The 16,977-nt window shown below is 38.9% G+C and carries 16 protein-coding genes and 1 tRNA gene; 9 read left to right on the forward strand and 8 right to left on the reverse strand.

Annotated features, from left to right (window positions below):
• Positions 1-9: 9 nt before the first annotated feature.
• Entirely contained in the window at positions 10-1,263 is a 1,254-nt protein-coding gene (locus I6852_RS04655) for a fibronectin type III domain-containing protein (RefSeq protein WP_197291353.1), read from the reverse strand.
• Positions 1,226-2,209 (reverse strand): RluA family pseudouridine synthase, encoded by a 984-nt coding sequence (locus I6852_RS04660; protein WP_197291261.1) that lies wholly within the window; start codon positions 2,207-2,209, stop codon positions 1,226-1,228. Before I6852_RS04660 ends, I6852_RS04655 begins: the two co-directional genes overlap by 38 nt.
• Positions 2,210-2,342: 133 nt before the next feature.
• Here I6852_RS04660 and I6852_RS04665 point away from each other — a divergent pair, with 133 nt between their 5' ends.
• From I6852_RS04665 to I6852_RS04680, 4 genes are all read left to right on the forward strand, one after another.
• On the forward strand, positions 2,343-2,813 hold the full coding sequence (locus I6852_RS04665; protein ID WP_197291260.1) for a GTPase: 471 nt from the start codon (positions 2,343-2,345) through the stop codon (positions 2,811-2,813).
• Positions 2,734-3,561, forward strand: coding sequence for a YcjF family protein (locus tag I6852_RS04670; RefSeq protein WP_197291352.1), 828 nt, complete (start codon positions 2,734-2,736; stop codon positions 3,559-3,561). The genes I6852_RS04665 and I6852_RS04670 overlap by 80 nt, the downstream gene beginning before the upstream one ends.
• A gap of 22 nt (positions 3,562-3,583) precedes the next feature.
• Positions 3,584-4,729 (forward strand): FtsW/RodA/SpoVE family cell cycle protein, encoded by a 1,146-nt coding sequence (locus I6852_RS04675; RefSeq protein ID WP_080120996.1) that lies wholly within the window; start codon positions 3,584-3,586, stop codon positions 4,727-4,729.
• A tRNA-Ile gene (locus I6852_RS04680) sits at positions 4,691-4,767 on the forward strand. The genes I6852_RS04675 and I6852_RS04680 overlap by 39 nt, the downstream gene beginning before the upstream one ends.
• Positions 4,768-4,793: 26 nt before the next feature.
• Here the strand turns inward: I6852_RS04680 and I6852_RS04685 are convergent.
• From I6852_RS04685 to I6852_RS04710, 6 genes are all read right to left on the reverse strand, one after another.
• Positions 4,794-5,750, reverse strand: a complete 957-nt coding sequence (locus I6852_RS04685; protein ID WP_000647445.1) for a ribose-phosphate pyrophosphokinase — start codon at positions 5,748-5,750, stop codon at positions 4,794-4,796.
• A gap of 64 nt (positions 5,751-5,814) precedes the next feature.
• On the reverse strand, positions 5,815-6,300 hold the full coding sequence (locus I6852_RS04690; protein ID WP_078262725.1) for an HIT family protein: 486 nt from the start codon (positions 6,298-6,300) through the stop codon (positions 5,815-5,817).
• Positions 6,301-6,309: 9 nt separating this feature from the next.
• The gene (locus tag I6852_RS04695) at positions 6,310-7,791 is read right to left on the reverse strand and encodes a Mur ligase family protein (RefSeq protein ID WP_197291259.1); all 1,482 of its coding nucleotides are present in this window, start codon (positions 7,789-7,791) and stop codon (positions 6,310-6,312) included.
• Positions 7,778-8,503 (reverse strand): lipase EstV, encoded by a 726-nt coding sequence (gene estV, locus I6852_RS04700; protein ID WP_197291258.1) that lies wholly within the window; start codon positions 8,501-8,503, stop codon positions 7,778-7,780. The genes I6852_RS04695 and estV overlap by 14 nt, the downstream gene beginning before the upstream one ends.
• A complete protein-coding gene (locus I6852_RS04705; protein WP_197291257.1) occupies positions 8,503-9,546 on the reverse strand; it encodes a D-alanine--D-alanine ligase in 1,044 nt (347 codons plus the stop codon). Before I6852_RS04705 ends, estV begins: the two co-directional genes overlap by 1 nt.
• A 76-nt stretch (positions 9,547-9,622) precedes the next feature.
• Positions 9,623-10,099 carry a phosphatidylglycerophosphatase A family protein gene (locus I6852_RS04710; RefSeq protein ID WP_197291256.1) on the reverse strand — a complete coding sequence of 159 codons (477 nt, stop codon included), beginning with the start codon at positions 10,097-10,099 and terminating at the stop codon, positions 9,623-9,625.
• A gap of 149 nt (positions 10,100-10,248) precedes the next feature.
• On the opposite strand from I6852_RS04710, the gene I6852_RS04715 reads away from it, so the two are divergent.
• The 5 genes from I6852_RS04715 to I6852_RS04735 all read left to right on the forward strand — a co-directional run bounded on the left by I6852_RS04715 (position 10,249) and on the right by I6852_RS04735 (position 16,820).
• The gene (locus tag I6852_RS04715; protein ID WP_197291255.1) at positions 10,249-11,358 is read left to right on the forward strand and encodes a pyridoxal-phosphate-dependent aminotransferase family protein; all 1,110 of its coding nucleotides are present in this window, start codon (positions 10,249-10,251) and stop codon (positions 11,356-11,358) included.
• A gap of 8 nt (positions 11,359-11,366) precedes the next feature.
• Positions 11,367-11,828: a phosphoribosyltransferase gene (locus I6852_RS04720; protein ID WP_079358299.1), complete on the forward strand. Its 462-nt coding sequence runs from the start codon at positions 11,367-11,369 to the stop codon at positions 11,826-11,828.
• Position 11,829: 1 nt separating this feature from the next.
• A complete protein-coding gene (gene rimO / locus I6852_RS04725; RefSeq protein ID WP_197291254.1) occupies positions 11,830-13,149 on the forward strand; it encodes a 30S ribosomal protein S12 methylthiotransferase RimO in 1,320 nt (439 codons plus the stop codon).
• Positions 13,150-13,257: 108 nt separating this feature from the next.
• Positions 13,258-15,108 carry a GTPase family protein gene (locus I6852_RS04730; protein WP_197291253.1) on the forward strand — a complete coding sequence of 617 codons (1,851 nt, stop codon included), beginning with the start codon at positions 13,258-13,260 and terminating at the stop codon, positions 15,106-15,108.
• The gene (locus I6852_RS04735) at positions 15,105-16,820 is read left to right on the forward strand and encodes a LeoA/HP0731 family dynamin-like GTPase (protein WP_197291252.1); all 1,716 of its coding nucleotides are present in this window, start codon (positions 15,105-15,107) and stop codon (positions 16,818-16,820) included. The genes I6852_RS04730 and I6852_RS04735 overlap by 4 nt, the downstream gene beginning before the upstream one ends.
• The last annotated feature ends 157 nt before the right edge of the window (positions 16,821-16,977 follow it).

The following is a 16,977-nucleotide window of genomic DNA, read 5'->3' on the forward strand; positions in this document are numbered from 1 at the left end:
AAAACCCTTTTAGCGCTCTAAAAACAAACGCACTTCTTTGCTTGGGTGCGACTCTAAACCATCTTTATCCACGCTCACCACTTGATAGCGGTAAGCCACGCCCACTTTCATGTCCTTATCCACGAATTGGTTTTTGGTGATATTCCCAAAGCGCAAAGGGGTTTTAGAATTGGCTTCAAAACGATACACCGCATAAGTGGCTATTTTAGCGCTTGGGTTATTTTCCCATTGAATGAAAGCTGAAGAATCTTGAATAGTCCCTTTAGTGATGATAGGGGCTTCGGGCCTGTCGGCGGTCTCACCCATGGCAGGCTCTTTGGGTAACGCCCCTTCAAGATGCGTTTTATCAAGGGCGACGACTTTATAATAGCGCGTAAGGTTGTCTTTTTCTATTTTATCCACATAGGAAGTGTTAGTGGTTTGAGCGATGAATTTGTATTTGTCGTTGCGGTTATTGGAAGCGTAAATGCGATAAGCTATCACATCTTCTTGGGTGGATTTATCCCAACTCAATTCAATGTGTCGTGTGAGGTTTTGGCTCACTCTAACATTAGTGATTTCTTTGGGTAAGTCTTTGGTTTTCCCCTCCACTATGACGCTAGGCCTAGATTTATCCCCCATGAAATTTTCAGCGATGACTTGGTAGCGGTATTTTTTCCCGTCTTCTAGATCCTTATCCTTGTCAAAATACTCCACAAACAAGCGGTTTTTTACAGCCCCTACATTCAAAAATTTGCCGTCTTTATTCTGCCTTTGAATGATGTATTTAGAAACGCTGGGATTTGGGTGCGGGCTCCAAAAGACTTTCACGCTTTTAGGGTATTCAAGGCTTGCAAAAACGCTTTCTACAGGATTGATAAAAGAGGTTTTCACTAAAACAGGTTCTGAAAGGTTAGAGATTTTATCGCCCTTGTAAGTGGCGAGTTGGTAAGTGTAAGAACTCTCTGTTTCTAGCCCCTCATCATAATAATGGGTCGCATAAGGGTTTTTAATCGTAGCGATTCTTTTAAGCTTGGAGTCTTTTTTCAAACGATACAAAATAAACCCATCAATGTCATAAGTATCAGCGATTTTAGGCCATTCAAAACCCACTGAACTCACATCGTTAATGGTTTTAATAGAATGGACTACCGGAAGCTTAGTATCTATATTTTCTTGATTATTAAGGGCTGAAAAAGTATGATTCCTGGTAGAAGAACACCCTATAAAAACCGCTAATACCACACTACTTTGCAATAAAAGCGTGAAGTATTTTTTCTTCATCCAAGACCTCATCTAAATTCTCCTTGTCAAAAACTTTTTTAAGATATTCTAACATATCCTTTAATAGGGGAACTTTAAAGCGCAGTTTTTGCTCGCTTCTAGGGTGTTTGAACTCTATCAAATAGGCATGCAGCATGATTCTTATTTCTTCTTTAGGAAGCGCTCCATTAAGCCCGTAAAGATTATCGCCTATGATGTGTCTGTTCAAATATTCTAAATGCGCTCTGATCTGGTGCGTGCGCCCGGTGAATAGTTTAGCCCCTATCAAATCCATGCCATTTTGAGAAGTCAGCAAGCTAGTAAATTCGCTTTTAGAATAGCGGCTTTTTTCTTTTTTAGCCGCTTTGAGCGCTATCATTTTTAAGCGGTTATTAGGGTTTCTTGTCAAATAGCATTCCACGCTCATTTTTTCTTCTTTTAAGGGCGTTGAAAGCAAGGCGATATAGTAGCGCCCCATTGTTTTAGTTTTGAGTTGCTCGCTCAAACAAACATGGGTAAAATTGTTTTTAGCGATGACAATCCCTCCGCTCGTATCCTTATCCAAACGATGCACAATCCCATAGCGCTCTTTTGAGCCCAGATTGGAAAGCTCGTAATTTTGAGATTTTAACCAATCCACTAAAGTAGGCTCTTTCACGCTTGGGGCTTTATGGACGACTAGATTAGGGGGCTTATTTAACACTAACAAGTCTTCATCTTCAAAAATGACTTCTATTTCTAAATCAAGCTCTTTTTTTAAGGGTTTGGGTGCGATTTTGGGCGTTAAAAGCGTGATTTCATCGCCCTCTTTTAAGGCTAGCCCCCCTTTTTTCACCTCCTTTTTTTGACAAAACACCAGCCCCTCTTTAATCAAATTCAATACCTGGTTTTTAGAAATTTGCAATTCTTTGGCTAAAAATTCATCAATGCGTTTGTAATGGGTAGGGGCGATGAAAACTTTTTGCATTCAAACTCTTTTTTGCATTTTTAAAAACCATTATTCTACTCAAAACCTTAAAAAAATCCTATTTCATTATTTGAATACGCTATAATTGGTGTGCCAACATTTTGTGGCTCAAATCATTTTAAAAGGGGTTCTAATGGAACACAGTGGGCATGATAAACTGAACGGCGTTTTGCGTGGCTTTTTAGGCGATGCGTTCACGCTTGATGGGAAAGAAGGAGGATTGAATATGGAAAAATTGCACGAAGCCATCAAAAAAGAAAAACCAAAGATGAACATTTTGCTCATGGGGGGTACTGGGGTGGGTAAAAGCTCGCTCATTAACGCTTTATTTGGTAAAGAAATCGCTAAAACAGGCGTAGGAAAGCCTATCACTCAGCATCTTGAAAAATTCATTGATGAAAAGAAAGGCTTGATTTTGTGGGACACTAAAGGCATTGAAGCTAAAGATTACCACGACACCATGCAAAGCATTAAAAAAGAAATGGAAGATTCTTTTAAAACGCTTGATGAAAAAGAGGCTATTGATGTGGCGTATCTGTGCGTTAAAGAGACTTCTAGTAGGATTCAAGAGAGAGAGAGAGAGAGAGTTATTAAGCTTCGCTAAAGATTGGAATATCCCAACGATTGTCGTTTTCACCAACACACAAGAAAAAGCCGGCGATGCATTTGTTAAAGAATCTCAAAGAATTATAGACGAAGAATGGGGCTTTAAAGGTTTCATCAAAGCCTATGCGAGAGTCAATTCCGTTGCGTTTTCATTTAGAGGTATTGAAGTCCCTGTTGAAGGTTTAAAAGAATTGGTAGATGAAACGAAAAAATGCTTGATAGAAGCTAAGAAAAACAAACAAAACCATTTCTTGCTGATTCAAAAAGCTAACATCCAAGCAAGAAAGCAAGCCATGATAGAGGAATGTAAAACCATTATCCATGTTGCATCCGGTGCTGCAGGAGCGGCTGGGCTTATCCCCATACCCTTTAGCGATGCACTCGCTATTGCACCCATTCAAGCAGGAATGATCTATAAAATGAATGACGCTTTTGGAATGGATTTGGATAAATCTGTGGGCGCGAGTTTGGTCGCAGGATTGTTAAGCGTAACCGCAGTTGCGCAAGTGGGGAGAACGCTCGTTAATGGTTTCCTTAAATTCATTCCTGTTGTGGGGAGTGTTGCAGGGGGCGCAACCGCTACTGTTATCACAGAAGGCATTGGGTTTGCGTATTTGAAAGTGCTAGAAAAGTGCTTTAATGATGAGACGGGCGAAGTGAATTTGCCTGGTGAAGTTGGCATGATCACTTCTCTCTTTAAGGAGAATTATCTCAACTTGGATACAATCAAAAAATTAACGCAATAAGATTAGGGGTTATGAAAAACGCATGGCATTAGACAAAAGGATTTGGATGCATTTTGATCTTTTGCCTTTTGTGTTTATCATCCCCTTGTTGGTGGTTTCTTTTTTATTGATTTTTGAGAGCAGCGCAGTTTTGAGCTTGAAGCAAGGGGTTTATTATGCCATAGGGTTTCTTCTCTTTTGGATCGTGTTTTTTATCCCTTTCAGGAAGCTCGATCGCTGGCTGTTTGTGTTTTATTGGGCATGCGTGATTTTATTGGCGTTAGTGGATTTTATGGGATCGAGCAAGCTTGGGGCGCAGCGATGGCTAGTCATTCCCTTTACCTCTATCACCTTACAGCCCAGCGAACCCGTGAAAATCGCTATCCTTTTGTTATTAGCGCATTTGATTAAAATCAACCCGCCTCCTTTTAAGGGCTATGATTGGGGCATGTTTTTAAAGCTTAGTTTTTACATTTGCTTACCAGCGGCTTTGATTTTAAAACAGCCTGATTTAGGCACGGCTCTTATTGTGCTCATCATGGGTTTTGGGATTTTATTGATCGTGGGTTTAAGGACTAGGGTGTGGCTCCCTCTTTTTATCGCTCTTTTAGTGGCTTCGCCTATCGCTTATCATTTCTTGCATGATTACCAAAAAAAGCGCATCGCAGACTTTCTTTCTGAAAAGCCTAATTACCATGTCATGCAATCTATTATCGCTATAGGATCGGGCGGGTTTTTAGGCAAATCTAAAGAAGCTTGCACACAAACCAAATTCAAATTCTTGCCTATTGCAACGAGCGATTTTATCTTTGCTTACTTCGTGGAGCGTTTCGGGTTTTTAGGGGCTATGTTGCTTTTTGCGATTTATATAGGCTTGAGTTTGCATTTATTTTTTTATCTGTTTGAGAGCAACAGCGATTGGTTTTTAAAGATTGTAGCCCTTGGGATTTCTATTTTAATCTTTGTTTATTCCAGCGTGAATATCGCCATGACTTTAGGGTTAGCCCCTGTGGTGGGGATTCCCTTGCCATTATTTAGCTATGGGGGGAGCAGTTTTATCACTTTTATGATCCTGTTTGGGATCTTAGAAAACCTGCTTGCTTTTCGCTATATTTTTGGATACAATAGCAAACCATCCTTTGGGAATTTTGGATTCTTAGCTCAGCTGGTCAGAGCGCTCGGCTCATAACCGATTGGTCGTAGGTTCAAGTCCTACAGAATCCACCACTCCCGCTTTTCTTTTATCCCCTTTTTTAAGTGAAAAGCGATTGGACGCTTTCGTTATGATAAATCCTTCTGATCACTTCCGCAAATAAGGACGCTACGCTTAAAGTGGTGATTTTATCGCATTTTTGAACTAAAGGGATGGAGTTAGTTACCACCACTTCATCTAACGCGCTTTCTTTAATGCGCTTGATCGCATTCCCGCTCAAAACCGCATGCGTGCCTAACGCCATGACAGAAGTTGCCCCTTGTTCTTTTAAGGCTAAAGCGGCTTTACAGATCGTGCCTGCAGTATCAATCATATCATCCACTAAAATCACATCGCGCTCCTTGGCTGAGCCGATAATATTCATCACTTCGCTTTCATTAGCTTTTTCACGGCGCTTATCCACGATGATCAAATCTAACCCCATTTGATTAGCGAAATACCTGGCTCTTGTAACCCCACCCACATCAGGGCTAGCGATCACAGGATTTTTTAACGCTTTAGAGCGGATATAGTCTCTAAAAACGATAGATCCGTATAAATTATCCACCGGCACATCAAAAAAGCCTTGGATTTGCCCGGCATGCAAATCCATCGTGATGATCCTTTCAATCCCCACTTCTTGCATCAAATTAGCGACCATTTTAGCCGTGATAGGCACTCGTGGAGCCGCTTTTCTGTCCTGTCTGGCATAGCCAAAATACGGCAACACCGCTGTGATAGAATTGGCCGAACTGCGCCTTAAAGCATCTACCATGACTAACAATTCCATTAAATTGTCATTGACCGGCACGCAAGTGGGCTGGATAATAAAAATATCCTTACCGCGCACCGATTCGCTGATTTGGATATTGATTTCGCCATCGCTGAATTTGCCTATCACCGCTTTGGATAAGGGAAAGCCTAAATGCTTTGACACTTCTTTGCCAAATGCAGGGTGAGCGCTCCCTGAAAAAATCTTAAAACCACGCATCTTTGTCTTAAACCCACGCGCCTTCATCGCTGACACTCCCTAAAATGAATTAAAATCAATTGTAGCACACCCAAACTAAAAGCGTTTGTTTTCAATGAAGCTCCTTTTCTAATAAGTTTTTTAAGGTAAGATAGGTTTCATTTAAATCAATCCCACACACCCTGGTTTGAGCGATAACGCTCATAAAATTGCTATCGCCTAAAAACCTAGGCACTAAATGCATGTGCAAATGCTCAGGGATCCCTGCTCCGGCGTTTCTGTGTAAGTTCAAACCTAAATTGATCCCTTGAGCGCCATAAGCATACAACGCTTTTAACACTTTAGGCGCTAATTTATTCATGTTCAGCCAAGTATTCAGATCTAAAAGTTCAACGCTCGCTTGATGCGCATGGGGAACGATCAACAAATGCCCTGGGTTATAAGGGTAGGCGTTCATCACCACAAAGAGATCGCTATTTCTATAAAGCACTCTGTTTTCTGAATCTTTTGTAGGGTTTTGAGAAATTTCACAAAAGACACAACTCTTATTTTTCTCTTTCAAATAACTTTCGCGCCAAGGAGCGTATAAATGTTGCATGTTCATTTCCTAAATGTAATTAGGGGCGTCATTAGCGAATAAAATCAAATCGCCTTGAATCGTGGTGGCTTGTAAGATATTTTCCAATTGCGCCTTATCCTTAAGTAAGATTTTTTGGGGGGTTTTTAATTGGGAAGCAATCGTTTTAGAATTCAACTCCCCTGTGATGATAGCGACATCAAAAACCTCGTCTATTTTTTGCGCTAAAGCCTCATTACTTTCTGTATTGCTTTCCACCAATCCCGGTGTTACAATGACCTTACGCCCTTGATGCAAGCTCGCTAAACGAATGCCCTCTAACATGCCCTTTAAATTCCCATTAAAGCTATCGTCTATGATGATTTTTTGATTCACTTCCAACAGTTGCAAACGATGGGCGATAGGGTTGAGTTCTAAAACAAGCCGTTTGATCCTTTCGGTCTCTAAGCCTAAATGCTTAGCGATTAAAATGGCTGAAGCGATATTATAAGCGTTGAATTTACCTAAAACTTTCGTTTCAAAGCTTTCCCAAACGCTACCTATAAGCATTTCAAAAGAAGTGCCTTTTAAAGTGGATTGGATGTTTTTAACCAGGCTAGAAACATCTATTAAAGGGCTATCTTTAGGGGCATAGGATTTGATTTTTTCTACAGAATAACAAAAGGCTTTTTCTAAGCGCTTGGAATCCAATAATTCCGCTTTAGTCTCGCAAATATTTTCTAAAGTTTTGAAATATTCTAAATGCTGTTCGCCCACTTCTGCGATCACGGCAAGGTGTGGTTCAATAAGGCGGGTGATTTCTTTAATATCGCCCTTATTCCTTGCCCCGGCTTCAGCGATATAGATTTCGCTCCTGTCATCTAAATTCTGGTTAATGTCGTTCGCAAGCCCTAAAAGGGTGTTGACGCTTTTGGGGCTTGCATGCGCGTTGAATGTGGTTTGTAAGATTTGAAGCAAGAAATTTTTGGTGCTGGTTTTCCCAAAGCTTCCGGTAATGGCGATGACTTTTAAATTCTTTAAAGAAGCGATTTTGTCTTTAGCGGTTTGCAAATACTGCTTGGATAAGACTTTTTCAAAGATTAAAGAAGCGCTTAAAACGAATACAAACAAACACAAATAGCCTAGCGCGAGCGAAATGCCATTCAAAGGGACTAATTCTGTATTTAAGATTTCATGCAAGATTAAAAAGAGTAATAAGAAAATGAAAAAGCGCTTCACCCTTGGCGTGAAAACTAAAGGCTTGTCGTTGCGTTTGGCCCAAACAATGAGCATGGGCATTTGAATCACGCCGCAAAAGAAATCAAAAACAAACGGCATTTTGAAAGCATACGATAGGATAAACACCCCTAAAGGCAATAAAAAATAAATCCCATGCCAACGCATTTTGTGGTGCTTGGTTAAGATCCTAAACACGCTGTAATGATACCATTGCAATAAAGTCATTATATAATAGCCAAGCCCTGTTATAAAGAGCCAACGAAACGCTAAATTCAGCCAACTAAGACTTTGCATGATGATGATTCTCCACTAGTTTTTCAATCTCTTTTGCTTGGTTTAAAAAAAAGAAATGATCCCCTTCTAAAACGAATAATTCGCTCTTTTTCAATAAGGTTTGCATTTTTTGAGCGGAGCTTAAGGGGGTTGCTTTATCATCTTTGCCCCAAAATAATAAAACTTCCTTCTCGCATCGTTTGAAATGATCGCTAAAGTCTTCGCTAACGACTTTTTTAAAGGTTTCATACATCGCTTGATTAAGCCCCATAGCGTCCTTACTCCTCAAAAACCCTAAATTCAAGCCTAATTTTTTAAAGATTTTAGCTAAAAGGATTTTACAACGCACTTTTAAGGGTTTTGGCTCTAAGATTCCAGCGCTGCTCAATAAAACCATCCGTTCGTTTTCACACAAGATCGCCACTTTCCCTCCAAAACTATGTCCAAAAACGACATGCGCTTTTTTACCCACGCTTTTTAAGAATAAATTAATGATATTAGCATAATCTTTAGTCTCTAAAATTTTTTCATCGTTAGGGCTTTGATTGAAACCGGGTAAATCCACATACAAATGGTTGTAATTCAAAAAACAGCCTTGAAACGCTTGTTGCATGATTTCTTTAGAGCTCCCCCAGCCATGCAAAAACAAGGCGTTTAAAGGGCTATGGTGGTCTATAAAAGTGTAGGAAATGTCAAAAACGCTATCCAAATAAGCGATACTGCGTTTAGCCATTACTTATTCTTTTGGATTTGCAACAAATAAGAGTTTTTGATTTGGATTTTAGGGGTTTTGGGTAACGATTGCGCTAAATTTTCTAGCGTTGTTTTAAAATCATCAAACAAATAATTGGCTAAACTGCCAGGAATGGGGTTGATCTCATTGAGATACACTTCATTTTCTATGACAAAAAAATCGCAACGAATGATCGCGCCATCAAACAAATCGTTATAGAGTTTTTTAAAATTTTCTTTTAATTGTTCTTCTAGGGCGTTAGAAAGGTTCGCTTTAGGGGCTTTGGTGCGTGAAAAATCCAAATATTTTTGTTTGAAATCTAAAAATTCCTGTTTGTTAGGCTCTTCCACATAGGAAAAACAAAAATCCTTTTTGATCTTACAGCCGGCCAAATTGTATTCTTTCACGCCTTGAATGAAAGGCTCTATTAAGACCTCTTTAGAATATTCAAACGCGCTGTCTAAAGCGTAAATCAATTCTTTTTCTTCTTTCACAACATTCACCCCTAAAGAGCTCCCGGCGCTATTAGGCTTGATTATGAAAGGAAGATTAAAGTTCATCAAATCCAGGGCGTTAGTGCGGTTTTTTTCATTCACAAGCGCATAATCTAAAGCCTTTATTCCCAAATCTTTAGCATAAAGCTTGGTTAAATATTTGTTGTAACTCAGCACGCTCGCTTCAATCCTAGGGCCTATGAAAGCGATACGATAAAATTCTAACAAGCTCGCTAATTTCCCGTCTTCGCCATCGCCCCCATGCACAAGATTGATCACTAAAGGCAATTCTATTATCTTAGCCCCTAAAAACGAGTTTTTAAGCAAGCCATCGTGTGTGAGGATTAGGGGGGGTAATTTTTTTTCTTTGATTTGAGCGAAATATTTTGAATGCATGTTGGATTCTTCAATCAAGTAAAAATGATGGTTTTCATCTAAAAAAATAAAATATTTAATCCTATCTTTTAACACCCCTTTAAGCGCAATCGCGCTCACAATGCTGATCTCATGCTCAAAACTCGCCCCACCAAATAAAACGCAAAACTCCACGATCAAACTCCCTGAAAACGATTACAATCAAGTCTGTCTATTTTACCTAAAAAAAGGCTTTTGAATTTTCTTAAAATTAAAGTTTAATGTTAAAAAATCCTAAAACATTGATGACTAATAACGCGCTCAATCCGGCTAAAACGCCCGCTAAAGCGTCATCAGCCACCACCCCCAAGCCTCCTTTAACTTCTTTGTCTATTTTGCCAATGAGTGAGGGTTTAGTAATATCATAGATCCTAAAAAAGATAAAACTCAAAACCACACCCGCTAACGATAGCCCGCTAATCGCCATCGCCAACCACATGCCCACTAATTCGTCTATCACAATGTAAGAGCTGTCATGCCTTTTAGTCTCTTCTTCTTCCTTATCTATTTGAGCGATAGCGATAAGCCCAACAAAAATCGCCCCTAAAAACAAAGTGTTAGCCGAAAAAATCAAAATAGGCAAGCCTAATAACAACGCTACTAAACTCCCTATCGTTCCAGGAGCTTTTTTGGAATACCCACTAAAAAAAAGGGTTAGAAAACACGCGCGAAGACTAAATTTATCCAATCATTGCCTTAAATTCTTTTTAAATCATGGCATTTTAGCATTTTATTTGCATTAAAAAGCGATTTTTTTAAACAATAAGGCTTAATTTTAAGCGCGTTTTAGTATGATAACTTTTAAATTCTCTTTAAAAATTAAAGGTTAATTTTAAAATGTTGCTTTTCACTCCAGGCCCTGTAGCCATTAGCGAAGAGATGCGCTCAAGCTTTTCTCAGCCAATGCCCCACCACCGCACCAAAGATTTTGAAAAGATTTTCCAAAGCGTGCGAGAAAATTTAAAAAAAATGACCGGTTTAGAAGAAGTTTTGCTTTTAAGCAGCAGCGGGACGGGGGCTATGGAAGCGAGCGTGATTTCCTTGTGTCAAAAAGAGTTGCTTTTTGTTAATGCGGGTAAGTTTGGCGAAAGGTTTGGCAAGATCGCTAAAGCCCATTCCATTAAAGCCCATGAATTAGTCTATGAATGGGACACACCGGCTCAAGTAGATGAAATATTAAACGCGCTTAAAGCCAACCCTAACATTGATGCGTTTTGCATTCAAGCATGCGAGTCTAGTGGGGGGTTAAGACACCCTGTAGAAAAAATCGCTCAAGCGATCAAAGAAACTAACCCGAATGTTTTTGTAATAGTAGATGCGATCACCGCTTTAGGGGTTGAGCCTTTAGAAATAACGCATGTTGATGCACTCATTGGAGGGAGTCAAAAAGCGTTCATGCTGCCTCCTGCGATGAGCCTAGTCGCATTGAGTCAAAAGGCGATTGATCGCATAGAAGAACGCAATGTGGGGTTTTATTTCAATTTGAAGAGCGAATTGAAAAACCAAAGAAACAACACCACAAGCTACACCGCTCCTATTTTACACACTTTAGGGTTGCAACGCTATTTTGAATTGGTGCAGAATTTAGGGGGCTTTGAAGCGCTCTATAAGGAGACTAAACGAGTCGCTTTAGCCACTCAAAAAGCCGTTTTAGCGCTGGGTTTAAAGATTTTCCCTAAAAGCCCGAGCTTGAGCATGACAACGATTGTTAATGAGCATGCCAAAGAATTGAGAAACCTTTTGAAAGAAAAATACCAGGTGCAATTTGCGGGCGGTCAAGAGCCTTATAAAGATATACTCATTCGCATCAACCACATGGGGATCATTCCTGTTTATAAAACCGCCTACGCCTTAAACGCCCTAGAATTAGCCCTAAACGATTTGAATTTAAGGGAATTTGACGGTGCGGCGAATACAACCTTTTTGAAGCAATATTACGAAATTTAAGGATCACAATGCATTATTCTTATGAAACCTTTTTGAAAGACAGCCTGGAATTAGTAAAACAAGTGGAGCGAATTTGCGGTGTCCCAGAAGCCCTTGTGTGCGTGATGCGAGGGGGCATGACTTTGACGCATTTTTTGAGTTTGCATTGGGATTTAAGGGAAGTTTATGGCATTAATGCGATTTCTTATGACACCACCCACCGACAAAACGCCCTAAAAATTGAAAATATCCCCACGATCAAAGAGCGTCTAAAAACCATTTTGGTGGTAGATGAAATCGTAGATAGCGGTAATTCTTTAGAAGCGGTGCTTAAAGTGTTAGAAGAAAAACACCCTGATAAAAAGTTTTATAGCGCGAGTTTGTTCCAAAAGACAAGCGCAAAATACAAAGCCGATGCGTTTTTAAAAGACGCTCCTGAATGGATTGATTTCTTTTGGGAAGTGGATTTGAAAAACTTAAAAAGCCATTAACATGCAAGTTAAAGAAAACAAACAACTTTGCCTAATCTCATTAGGTTGCTCTAAAAACTTGGTGGATTCAGAGGTGATGCTAGGCAAGCTTTATAACTACACGCTCACTGATGACGCTAAAAAAGCCGATGTAATCCTTATCAACACTTGCGGTTTTATTGAAAGCGCTAAACAAGAGAGCGTTCAAACCATTCTCAACGCCGCTAAAGACAAAAAAGAGGGGGCGATTTTGATTGCGAGCGGGTGCTTGAGCGAGCGCTATAAAGATGAAATCAAAGAGTTGATCCCTGAAGTGGATATTTTTACCGGCGTGGGGGATTATGATAAGATTGATATAATGATTGCTAAAAAACAAAACCAATTCAGCGAGCAAGTGTTTTTAAGCGAGCATTATAACGCGCGCATCATCACGGGATCGAGCGTGCATGCTTATGTGAAAATTTCTGAGGGTTGTAACCAAAAATGTTCTTTTTGCGCTATCCCTAGCTTTAAGGGGAAATTGCAAAGCAGGGAATTGGACTCCATTTTAAAAGAAGTGGAAAATCTGGCTCTTAAGGGTTATAAGGATATGACTTTTATCGCTCAAGATTCTAGCTCATTTTTATACGATAAGGGGCAAAAAGACGGCTTGATCCAGCTCATTAAGGCGATTGACAAACAGCAAGCCTTAAAGAGTGCCCGTATCTTATACCTCTACCCCTCTAGCACCACTTTAGAGCTGATTGGCGCGATTGAAGACTCGCCTATTTTTCAAAATTATTTTGACATGCCCATCCAGCATATCAGCGACTCCATGCTTAAAAAAATGCGGCGCAACTCCAGCCAAGCGCACCATTTAAAGCTTTTAAACGCCATGAAGCAGGTTAAAGAAAGCTTTATAAGAAGCACGATCATTGTAGGGCATCCAGAAGAAAATGAGGGCGAATTTGAAGAATTGAGCGCGTTTTTAGACGAGTTCCGGTTTGACAGATTGAATATTTTTGCTTTCAGCGCTGAAGAAAACACGCATGCCTATTCTTTAGAGAAAGTGCCTAAAAAAATCATCAACGCCCGCATTAAAGCCTTGAATAAAATCGCTTTAAAACACCAAAACCATTCTTTTAAGGCTTTGTTAAATAAGCCCATTAAGGCGTTAGTGGAACATAAAGAGGGCGAGTATTTTTATAAAGCAAGGGATCTCAGGTGGGCGCCTGAAGTGGATGGGGAAATCTTAATCAACGACAGCACCTTAACCACCCCTTTACAACCCGGGCATTACACGATTGTGCCTAGCGCCTTTAAAGACAATATCTTACTCGCTAAGGTTTTAAGCCCTTTTTAAAAGTTAGCCATAAGACTAAAAGCGCGGCTAGAGCGTAGTTAGAGCGTGGGGGTTTGCGTTTTTTTTTTGTTAAAATGCACGAGAAAAATCCGCTTGAGGCATGCAAAAATGAAAGACATTTATCTTGGCGTAGAAAAGAGCATTAAAGATCTTCAAAGTATTTTTAAAAACACTGATGATAAAGATAAAAAACTAAAGCGATTCAATCAAGAAGCGTTGGAGGTGTTTCAAAAATTAGAGCGTGAAAGTTTAAAAGAGCTTGAAAGTTTAAAAAATAATGAAGAGTGGGAAAATTTTACCATTGCTTTTTATGGGGAAACCGGTGCGGGGAAATCAACCCTCATTGAATGCTTGAGGATGTTTTTTAAAGAACAAGGCAAAGTAGTTCAACAAGAACGATTCAAGCGGCTTTATTCCAATTACCAAAACAACTATCAAAATGATGAACGCAACAAACAAGCTATTTTAAACGAACTTCATTCATTGCAAGATGGAGCGATCATAGGCGATGGGAGGAGCGATTTCACTTTAAAAACACGATCTTATTCTTTCCAATACAACCATCAAAATTTTGTTTTGTTGGATGTGCCAGGGATAGAAGGCAATGAAAAAAAAGTGATCGATCAGATTTCTAACGCAACGCAAAAAGCCCATGCTATTTTTTATGTTACCAAAACGCCTAATCCTCCGCAAAAAGGAGAAGAAGGGAAAAGGGGAACGATTGAAAAAATCCAAAGACAACTCGGTTTGCAAACAGAGGTATGGGCGATTTTCAACAAACCGATTAATAGCCCAAGAGCTTTAAAAGATAGGCTTATTAATGAAAGCGAAAAAGAAAGCTTAAAAATTTTAAATAAAAAGATGAAAAACATTTTAGGCGAGCACTACAAGGGCTATAAAGCAGTGAGCACCCAAGTGGCTTTTTATGGCCTTTCACAGGCTTTGATCCCAGGGACTGATTTTGATAAAAACAAACAAAAATTTCTAAAAGATTTTAAAGCAGAAGAATTATTGTATCAATCCCATTTCAAACCATTAGCAGAATTTATAGCCGAAGAGCTTCTTAAAAACTCGCGCGCCAAAATCATTCAATCAAACTGCAATAAAGCCTTAAAAGTGGTAGAACAATTGCAAAAGGCGATCGAAATTACGATTGAAAAACGGATCGATCCAATGATTAAAGAAGCACAAGAACACCAACAAGAAGTCCGCTATAATCTGGATCGTTCTACAGAAAAATTTATATTAAATTTAACCAATTCAGCGTTCTACGAAATCGATCAATTCAAATCTGACTTGAGAGAAAAAATGTATGCGCATATTAACAAAAATATTGAAGATGAGGAATGTAAAGAAATTTTTAAAAATGAACTCATTCAAGGAATTGAAATATTGTGGGGAAACATAAAATGGCGGTTTAAAGAATGTGAGAAACGATTTGATGGAGAGATAAAAGAAGCTATTAAACAACTTGAATACAGAATTAAAGATTCTCTAATAACGTTAGAGCGCATCAGTATTGATAGAGGCTTTAATCTTAATTTTGATACTGATAGCGGCATTGATGGAACAAAATTAGCCACTTCAATAGGAGGTTTGGGTTTGCTTGGGATATTTAACGCTTGGAATCCTATGGGTTGGTTTACTCTGACCGCAGGGATTATTACAGGATTAGTTGGAATAGCCAGATCAATATGGAGCTTTTTTAGTTCAAGATATCAAAGATCCCAACAAAAAAAAGAAGTGGATAAGAATTTGCATCAAATTTGTGAAAAAATTGTGCAGGATGTGAAAAGCCGACTTGAAAGTCGCAAAAAAGACATATGGGAAAAGATTGAAAAACTCAAAGCCAATCTTAGACCTGTTGATAATTACGAACGCATGAAAAGACAATTGGAAGAAGCCCATGAAAGATTAGGATACATCTCTCATAACATCAAAACAAGGAGCATGCAATGAAGAATGAAGCACTAGAACAATTTAAAAGAAATCAAAAGAGGAATCAAGAAAATCTTAAAAAATTACTTGATTTTGTCTGTACTGGCGAAGAATACGGCATCAAGATTAAAGAGTCCCTCAAAGAAAAAATCCGTAATGCGATGGAAAATGTTGCCGGTCAAAAACTGAAAGTGGCGTTGGTGGGAGGTTTTTCTGAAGGGAAAACATCCATAGTGGCAGCTTGGATCGAGCGGCTAGACAAGAGCATGAAGATAGACCATCAAGAATCAAGCGATGCAGTTAAAATCTATGACATAGATGATGAAATTGAGCTGGTTGACACCCCGGGACTATTCGGGTTTAAAGAAAAAATAACTGATAGCGGCAAAATAGAACGCTATAAAGATATTACGAAAAAATATGTCAGCGAAGCCCATCTCATTTTATACACGCTCAACCCGTCAAACCCTATCAAAGAAAGCCATAAGGACGATTTGAATTGGTTGTTCAGAACGCTCAATCTTTTATCCAGGACGATATTTGTCATCAGCCGTTTTGATGAAGAAGCGGATATTGAAGATGAAGAAGATTACAACAAAAGATTTAAGATCAAAAAAGAAAACATCCAAAACCGACTGAATGAGCTGATTTCTTTAAGCGAAGAAGAAAAAGAAAGTTTGATTATTGTCGCTGTTGCGGCAAACCCTTTTGATTTGGGGGTGGAACACTGGCTAAAGCATCAAGAAGAATTCCAAAAGCTTTCGCACATCAAAACTCTGCAAGATGCGACGCAAAAAAAGATTAAAGAAAATGGAGGGAAATTAACCATCATAGAAGAAGCCAAAAAAAGCGTCATTCAAGATGTGGTCTATAGGCAAATGCCGCCCGCAAAACAAGCGTTGCAAGATATTAATAGAGAAATGGAATATTTGAATAAAACGCTTGAAAAAAGGCGAAAAGAGATTCAAAAATTAAGTGGAGAAATTTCTCAAGCCCGCATTCATTTAAGAGAATTTATAATAAGGTATTTTAGCGATCTCATCCTTCAAGTTTCTGGCACTAGCCTAGAAACCTTTAATGATTTTGTTATAAGAGAAATAGGCGATAAAGGTATCAATATAGAAACAAAAGTCCAAAATGCATTTGAAAGGCAAACGCAAGGGATTGTAAATGAAATTTCTAAAATTGAAACTGGTTTTAATGCCGATATGAGTTTTTTTGAAAAGCATGCCGGAGCATTTGGAAAAATTGGAATCAATCTTTTAAAACAAAGCGGTTTTATCAATGCAACTAACATTAAACTGGCTAGAGACGGGATAGTGGCTGCGGGAAAATTTGTGGGCATAGATTTGGCTTTGAAATTCAAACCTTGGGGCGCTGTCAAATTGGCAGGCAATTTGAACAAAGCTTTGCCGCTTATCGGTCTTGCTTTTGAAGTGTGGGATTCTTGGAAAGAAAGCCAAAAAATAGAAAAACTTGAAAAAGCTAAAGAAGAAATGAAATCTAATTTTGACGGACAAAAACAAGAAATCTTAGCTCTCATCAATGATGAAACCAGATTCAAACAAACATGTTTCCCAATGGTGTTTGAACTGGAAGAATGTATTCAAGCATGCGAAGAAAGCGTTAAAAAAACGCAAGAGTGCACTCAAGGTCTGGAAAAATGGATTCAAACTGGCGAAGATTTCATCAAGGGTGAAGATTTCATAGATGTTGAGCCTGAAGAGGAATGAACTGAATTTATGTTAGAATTTCAAAAACGCATCAAAAAAGCTTTTTAGCTAGGCTTGAAACGGGCTAATCCAACAAGCGGTATTTTAAATATTTCAATAAGGAAAGGCGATGTTTTCTAAAATTTGCGCATCTTTTAAGCTTGCCAACGCATTCAAA

Origin of the sequence: Helicobacter pylori (genome assembly GCF_015904775.1) — a bacterium.
GTDB lineage: Bacteria > Campylobacterota > Campylobacteria > Campylobacterales > Helicobacteraceae > Helicobacter > Helicobacter pylori_DM.